Raw genomic sequence first — 657 nt, 5'->3', positions numbered from 1 at the left:
GGTCGGCCGTCGGCTGGGGTGGGCCGTGGTGGTCGCGGTGGGGCAGAACGTGCGGACGGTCGAGCCGGGTGACCGGGTGCTGTTCGATCCGGAGGACCGGGCGGAGGTCGAGGTGCGGGATACCGGCGGCCGGTCCGGTACCGGCGGCCAGCCCCGTACCGGCGGCCGACCCCGCTCCCCGCCCCGCGCCGGAGCCGGCCCCCGCGCCCGCCTCCCGCCCCGCGTCCACCAGCGCCGACCCCAGCGCCGCTCCCAGCGCCTCCGCCGTGAGCGGGTCCGCCGGGGTGCCGTCCGTGCGGCGGGCGTGCACCACGGTCCACGGGCCCTCGCCGAGGAGCGGGGCCACCTCGTCGGGGGCGGTGCCGAGCAGCATCCGGACGAGCGCCGCCGAGCGGTCGGCGGCGGGCGCGCCCCGGTGGGGGGCCGTGAGGAGGGAGAGGAGGACCGCGGCGACGCCCGCGATCGTGTGGTCGCCCGGCTGCCGGTGCGGGGTCGCCACCGCAAGGGCCGGCCGGTCGGCGCCGCCCAGGGGGTAGGCGAGCAGGTGGGCGCCGTCGACCGTGTCCGTGGCGGAGGCGGGGGCGCCCGGCCCCTGCCGGGTGACGAGGCGGGCGAGGCGGCCGAGCGCGTCGGTCACCGCGGGGGCCGGGCGCGGGC

The 657-nt window shown here is 82.0% G+C and carries 2 pseudogenes; one reads left to right on the top strand and one right to left on the bottom strand.

Annotated features, from left to right (window positions below):
- Positions 1–118, top strand: a pseudogene (locus tag E6R18_RS35435) (co-chaperone GroES); the annotation flags it as partial.
- Positions 119–214: 96 nt separating this feature from the next.
- Here E6R18_RS35435 and E6R18_RS33890 read toward each other — a convergent pair.
- Positions 215–657: pseudogene (locus E6R18_RS33890) on the bottom strand (PucR family transcriptional regulator); the annotation flags it as partial.

It is taken from the genome of Streptomyces sp. A1277, assembly GCF_004795015.1.
Taxonomy (GTDB): domain Bacteria; phylum Actinomycetota; class Actinomycetes; order Streptomycetales; family Streptomycetaceae; genus Streptomyces.
This window is presented reverse-complemented; position numbering and strand designations above follow the sequence as displayed.